The 6,349-nt window shown below is 70.9% G+C and carries 6 protein-coding genes; 3 read left to right on the forward strand and 3 right to left on the reverse strand.

Annotated elements, in window-relative coordinates; translation table 11 throughout:
* The coding region (mmsA, locus tag VJ693_RS09780) for a CoA-acylating methylmalonate-semialdehyde dehydrogenase (protein ID WP_324153665.1) at window positions 1-1,007 on the reverse strand (1,007 nt) is incomplete at its 3' end.
* Window positions 1,008-1,117: 110 nt separating this feature from the next.
* On the opposite strand from mmsA, the gene VJ693_RS09785 reads away from it, so the two are divergent.
* From VJ693_RS09785 to VJ693_RS09795, 3 genes are all read left to right on the forward strand, one after another.
* Window positions 1,118-2,080 (forward strand): LysR family transcriptional regulator, encoded by a 963-nt coding sequence (locus tag VJ693_RS09785; RefSeq protein WP_324153667.1) that lies wholly within the window; start codon window positions 1,118-1,120, stop codon window positions 2,078-2,080.
* 100 nt (window positions 2,081-2,180) lie between these two features.
* Window positions 2,181-3,767 carry a methyl-accepting chemotaxis protein gene (locus tag VJ693_RS09790; protein WP_324153669.1) on the forward strand — a complete coding sequence of 529 codons (1,587 nt, stop codon included), beginning with the start codon at window positions 2,181-2,183 and terminating at the stop codon, window positions 3,765-3,767.
* 262 nt (window positions 3,768-4,029) lie between these two features.
* Window positions 4,030-4,686: a YecA family protein gene (locus VJ693_RS09795; RefSeq protein ID WP_324153671.1), complete on the forward strand. Its 657-nt coding sequence runs from the start codon at window positions 4,030-4,032 to the stop codon at window positions 4,684-4,686.
* Between the two features lie 88 nt (window positions 4,687-4,774).
* Here VJ693_RS09795 and VJ693_RS09800 read toward each other — a convergent pair whose 3' ends face one another.
* Together VJ693_RS09800 and VJ693_RS09805 are read right to left on the reverse strand one after the other, a co-directional pair.
* A complete protein-coding gene (locus VJ693_RS09800) occupies window positions 4,775-6,058 on the reverse strand; it encodes an Hsp70 family protein (RefSeq protein ID WP_324153673.1) in 1,284 nt (427 codons plus the stop codon).
* A gap of 54 nt (window positions 6,059-6,112) precedes the next feature.
* On the reverse strand, window positions 6,113-6,349 hold a 237-nt coding region (locus VJ693_RS09805; RefSeq protein ID WP_324153675.1), incomplete at its 5' end, for an MOFRL family protein.

Consider the following 6,349-nt stretch of genomic DNA (forward strand, 5'->3'; position numbering starts at 1 on the left):
TGGGCCGTGACGATCGGGCCCATCTCGGCGTCGAGCTCCATGCCGTTCTTGACCTTCAGCGCCCTCGCGCGCTCGGCCACCTTGGGCACGATCTTGTCGGCCACATCGCCCACCAGCACCGCGACCGAGATCGCCATGCAGCGTTCGCCGGCCGAGCCGTAGGCGGCGCCGATCAGCGCATCGACCGCCTGGTCGACGTCGGCCTCGGGCATCACCACCATGTGGTTCTTCGCACCGCCCAGCGCCTGCACGCGCTTGCCGTGTTTGGCGCCGGTCTCGTAGATGGTCTGCGCGATCGGCGTCGAGCCGACGAAGCTCACGGCCTTCACGTCCGGGTGGGCCAGCAGCGTGTCGACCGCCAGCTTGTCGCCCTGGACGACGTTGAACACGCCGTCGGGCAGGCCGGCCTGCCTGAGCAGTTCGGCCATGAACAGGCTGGGCGAGGGGTCACGCTCGCTGGGCTTGAGGATGAAGGTGTTGCCAGTGGCCAGCGCCATCGGGAACATCCACATCGGGACCATGCAGGGGAAGTTGAACGGCGTGATGCCGGCCACCACGCCCAGCGGCTGGCGCAGCACCCAGTTGTCGATGCCGGTGCCCACCTGGTCGGTGAAGTCGGTCTTGAGCAGTTGCGGCGCGCCGCAGGCGAACTCGACGATCTCGATGCCGCGCGTGACCTCGCCCTGCGCATCGGTGAAGACCTTGCCGTGCTCGGCCGTGATCATCGCGGCCAGGGTGTCCTTGTGCTGGTTCAGCAGGCCGAGGAAGTTGATCAGGATGCGCGCGCGGCGCAGCGGCGGCGTGTCGGCCCAGGCCGGAAACGCGGCCTGGGCGGCGGCGACCGCGGCACCGACCTCGGCGGCGCTGGCCAGCGCGACCTGGCGCGCCACGGCGCCGGTGGCCGGGTTGTAGACGGCCTGGCGGCGGCCGCTGGCGCCGGCGACGACGCGCCCGCCGATGTAGTGGCCGATGTCGGCGGTGGTGGTGAAGGCTTCGGGGGCACCCATGGTCGCGGCTCTCGCATTCGCTGGAATGCAGCCAGTCTAGGCATCGGTCCCGGGGCTGCCAATGCCGCTGGGCTGGATTCATTGTTCACGATGGCGAACAATACGCAGCCATGAAGAAGACCCAATCCACCCGCGCGACGCCGGGCAGCCTCTGGTCACCGATCCACGCGCTGACCGTGCTGGCCGAGGCTGGGAGCTTCACGGCCGCGGCCCAGCGGCTGAACCTCAGCAAGGCCGCGATGAGCCAGCGCGTGGCCGAGCTGGAGGCCGCGGCCGGTGTGCCGCTGGTGCAGCGCACCACGCGCAGCATGCAGCTGACCGACGCCGGCCGCCAGCTCGTGGCCGCCACCCAGGGCGCCTTCGCGAGCATCGACCAGGCCTTCGCCCAGGTGCGCGACCTGGCCGCCGCGCCCAGCGGCCGGCTGCGCGTGACCGCGCCGGTGGCGCTGGCGCGGCAGTGCATCGTGCCGCTGCTGCCGGGCTTTCTGGCCGCGTACCCGGCGCTGCAGATCGAGCTCGACCTGTCGGACCGGATCCGCCCGCTGGCGCAGGAGGGCTTCGACCTCGCGATCCGCCACACCAGCACGCCGCCGGACACCCACGTGGCCTGGATGCTGCGCCAGACCCGCAGCGTGCTGCTGGCCAGCCCCGCCTACCTCGCGCGCCGGCCGGCACCGAAGGCGCCGCTGGACCTGCGCGAGCACGACTGCCTGTATTACCCGCGGGCTGGCGACACGCCCGCCTGGAGCTTCGAGCCGACGGGCTCCGGGCCGGGCGAGCGCGTCAGCGTGCCGATCCAGGGCCCGTTCGCTGCCAACAACAGCGAGGCGCTGCGCGAGGCGGCGCTGGCCGGGCTGGGTATCACGCTGCTGCCCGATTTCAGCGCCGAGCCGGCGCTTGTCGCGGGGGAGCTGGTCGAGCTGTTGCCGGGCTGGCGCCCGGTCGGGGCGTTCGGCACACACCTGTGGGCGATCAGGCCGTATGCCGCGCAGGTGCCGCGCGGGGTGCGCGCCCTGGTCGACTGGCTCGCCGAGCGGCTGCGGCCCGACGCAAGCCGCGTACCAGTGCCCTGAAATGCACCGGCGGCGGGCCGCATATTGTCTGATCCGGCTCAAGTTCGGAGTCGAACAATCCGAAAACCGACCATCAACGAACTGCGCCCGGAGACAAAACATGGCAGTACCCACTTTTGCGCGCATGACGCTCGCCCGCCGCTTGGGCATCGGCTTCGGCAGCCTGCTGCTGATGCTGCTGATCGTCGCGGGCCTCAGCGTGGCGGAGTTACGCGCACAAGGTAGCCGGGTGCAGGACATCGTCGGCGTCAAGAACGAGAAGCTGGCGCTGGCCAACAGCATGCTGGAGAGCATCAACAGCCTGGCGATCCAGGCCCGCACCGTCACGCTGCTGACCGACGTGAAGGCGATCGACGTCGAGATGAAGGTGCTGGCCGAGGCGAAGAAGCGCTACGTGGCCGGCGAGGCCGCGCTGCTCGCGCTGATCGACTCCACCGGGGCCGAGGCCGACGAAGTGGCGTTGATGAAGGACATCGTGGAGGGTGGAAAGAAGACCGTGCCGCTGATCGAGCGGGCCGCCAAGGAAGGCGAGATGGGTGCTGGCGTCGAGGCCACGCTCACGCTGACCGAAGCGGTTCGCCCGGTCGAGGTGGTCTGGCGCAAGAAGGTGGCCCAGCTGATCGACGTGGTGCAGAAACAGAACACCGCGGCCGCCGAAACCGTGATCAGCTCGCAGCGCCGAGCGCTGGTGATGGTCGGCGCGCTGCTGGCCGGTGCGCTGGTGGCGGGCGTGCTGCTGGCCTGGCGCACCACGCGCAGCATCACCGCGCCGGTGGCGCGCGCCGTCAAGGTGGCCGAGCGCATTGCCGAGGGTGACCTGACCTCGACGGTGGAGATCAGCTCGCACGATGAGATCGGCCGCCTGCTGCAAGCCATCCACGGCATGCAGGATCGCCTGCGCGCGCTGGTCGGCGACATCCGCCATTCGGCTGATTCGATCCAGACTGCCAGCAGCGAGGTGGCGGTGGGCAACCAGGACCTGTCGCAGCGCACCGAACAGACCGCCAGCAGCCTGCAGCAGGCCGCCTCGTCGATGACGCAGCTGACCGGCACCGTCAACCAGTCGGCCGAAGCCGCGGCGCAGGCCAACCGGATGGCCAGCTCCGCCTCGGCCGTGGCCCAGCGCGGCGGCGAGGTGGTGGCCCAGGTCGTCTCGACGATGAACGAGATCAACCACAGTTCGCGCAAGATCGCCGACATCATCGGCGTCATCGACGGTATCGCCTTCCAGACCAACATCCTGGCGCTGAACGCCGCGGTCGAGGCCGCGCGGGCCGGCGAGCAGGGCCGCGGCTTCGCCGTGGTGGCCGGCGAGGTGCGCTCGCTGGCGCAGCGCAGCGCCGAGGCGGCGAAGGAAATCAAGGGCCTGATCGGCAGCAGCGTCGACCGGGTCGAGGCCGGCACCCGGCTCGTCAGCGACGCGGGCAGCACGATGAACGAGATCGTCGCCAGCGTGCAGCGCGTCTCCGGCATCATCAGCGAGATCACCGCCGCCGCGGCCGAGCAGAGCACCGGCATCGGGCAGGTCAGCGGCTCGGTCGGCCAACTCGACCAGATGACGCAGCAGAACGCCGCGCTGGTCGAGCAATCGGCAGCGGCCGCAGAAAGCCTGAAGGGGCAGGCCGCGCGCCTGGCCGAGCTGGTGAGCCTGTTCCGGCTGCAGCGCGACGCGAATTACGTCCACTGAAAAAAAGCGACCCAACCCTCGCGGGCTGGGTCGGTACAAGTCCTCAGAGAGGACGTCGTTGGGACGTTCGCCCGGGTGCAGCAGCGCTGAACCCGGGGCATGCGCGCACTCTAGGGGCGCGCGATAGCGGCAGCTATCCCCTGATTGGGGGATGCATCGAAACGATCCACAAAAGGTGCAACCGACGGCGCGGCCTTCGGCCTGGAGTCAGTGCGCTGCAGTGCGGGCCCGCTACGGCGCCCCATCGCGCGACAATCGTGCGATGCCCCACACCCCCGCACCGGCGCTGACCGACGCCGACCTGGCCGAGCTCGAGCGCCTGCTCGAGCGCATTCCGGCGCCGGCCGAGCCGCTCGACGTGATGATGCTCGACGGCTTCCTCTGCGGCGTGCTGCTGCAGCCGCGTGCCGTGCCCGAGGCCCACTGGTGGCGCCATGTCGTCGATGTCGACGGCCGCGCGATCCCGCTCGGTTTTCCCGACGAACGCTTGCGCGCACTGGTGCGCCGACGCCATGCCGAGCTGGACGCCGCGATCCGCGAGCGCCAGTGGTTCGACCCCTGGGTCTTCGAGCTCGAAGACGAGGAAGACCCGCTGCAGGCCGTGATGCCCTGGGTCGCCGGCTTCGCCACCGCGATGGAGTTCTTCCCGGCCTTGATGCGCAGCGATTCACCCGAAATCGCCGAGCCGCTCGCCGTGCTGTACCGCAGCTTCGACCCCGAGGACCTGGAAGACGCCGACCAGCTGCTCGAGCTGATCGAGGAGCTCGAACCGCCGGCCGACCTGGCCGAGGCGGTGGAGGCGCTGGTCAACAGCGTGCTGCTGCTGGCCGATGTGACCCGCCCGCAGCCGAGCACCCGCCCCAGGCCCGCGCCGGTAACGCGACCGCGCCGCTTGCCGCGCGGCGGTCACCGGAGCTGACCGGATCAAGGGATTTGTGCGGATCCGGCTCTGCCGGTCCGCTGCAAAAGCCCCCCTGGGGGGCAGCGACCGGAGGGAGCGTGGGGGCCTACGTAAACACGCGCTGGGCGTGGAGGCCCAGGCCTTGCGCCACGCTGGCCAGCCGGTCGCCGCGTACGGTGCGGGCGGTGTGGAAGGGGGCGGCGATGCGGCGGGCCAGCGGCGCCAGCCCGGTCGAGCCGCCCGTCAGGTAGACGGCTTCGACACGCTCCGGCGCCACGCCCGCCAGCCGGGCCGTCTCGATGCCGGCTTGCACGATGCGCTCCAAGTCGGCCTCGATCGCGGCCAGCGCCTGCGGCTCGGCCAGCGTGGCCGCGAGGCCACGCGCCAGCGCGTCGAGCGCGATGTGCGCATCCTGCCCGTCGGCCACGGTGATCTTCGCGGCCTCGGCCTGGGCCATCAGCGCGTGGCCCAGGCGGTGCTCGACGATCGCCATCAGCCGCGCGTGCAGCGCGGGGTCGGCGTAGAAGCTGCGCATGCGCCGCAGCTCCATCACCCGCGCCGGGGTGTAGACGGTGTTGATCAGGTGCCAGGTCGCCAGGTCGAAATAGACCTTGCTCGGCACCTCGCGCTCGGCCGGCGCCGGCCCGCGCGCGCGGTAGCCGGCCAGCGGCAGGATCGCGGCGAGCTCGACGTGGCGGTCGAAATCGGTGCCGGCGATGTGCACGCCGTGGTTGGCGAGGATGTCGTCGGCCCGGTCGACCCGGGCCCGCCGCGCCGGGCCCACGCGCACCAGCGAGAAGTCGGAGGTGCCGCCGCCGATGTCGGCCACCAGCACGAGCTGCTCATGGTCGACGGTGGATTCGAAATCCAGCGCCGCGGCGATCGGCTCGTATTGAAAGCTGACCTCGGCAAAACCCACTTGGCGCGCGGCCTGCTCGAGGGCGGCTTGCGCCTTCGCATCGCGCGCCGGGTCGTCGTCGACGAAGTAGACCGGGCGGCCGATCACGGCGCGCTTCAGCTTCTGGCCGGCTTGCGCCTCGGCGAGTGACTTCAGGTGGCGCAGGTAGCCGGCGATCACATCGAGGAAACGAACCGAGCGGCCGCCACCAACGTCGGTGCCCTGGTCGATCAGCGACGAACCCAGCACGCTCTTCATCGAGCGCATCAGGCGGCCGTCGTGGCCTTCGATGTAGGCGGCGAGCGCCGGGCGGCCATACAGGCGCCGCGGGTCTTCGTGCGGCGAGGTGCCTTCGAGCGTGTAGAAGACGGCCGTCGGCATCGTGCGCTGGCCGGGCTCGACCTCGACGAGGCTGACGTGGCCGGAGGGCTGGGGCAGGGCGATGGCCGAGTTCGACGTGCCGAAGTCGATGGCGCAGTAAGCGTGGGGCATGGCGCGGCCGCGAAAAAAGGGCGCGATTGTGCCACCGCCGCGCTCAGGCGGCACTCAGGTGCGCACAGAGCCCGACTCGATCAACAAGGCGCGGAAATCGTTGATGTTGGTGTGCGTCGGGCCGGTGTGGATCAGCGCATCGAGCGCGGTCAGCGCCCCGGCGCTGTCGTTGTCGTCGAGCCGCGAGCGCAGGTCCAGGCCCCGGGCCCGGGCCCGCTCGATCGTCGTCGGGTCGATCCAGGCGCCGGCCGCGCCGGCGCTGCCGTCCAGGCCGTCGGTGCCGGCCGACAG

The organism is Ideonella sp., assembly GCF_035254525.1.
GTDB lineage: Bacteria > Pseudomonadota > Gammaproteobacteria > Burkholderiales > Burkholderiaceae_C > Ideonella.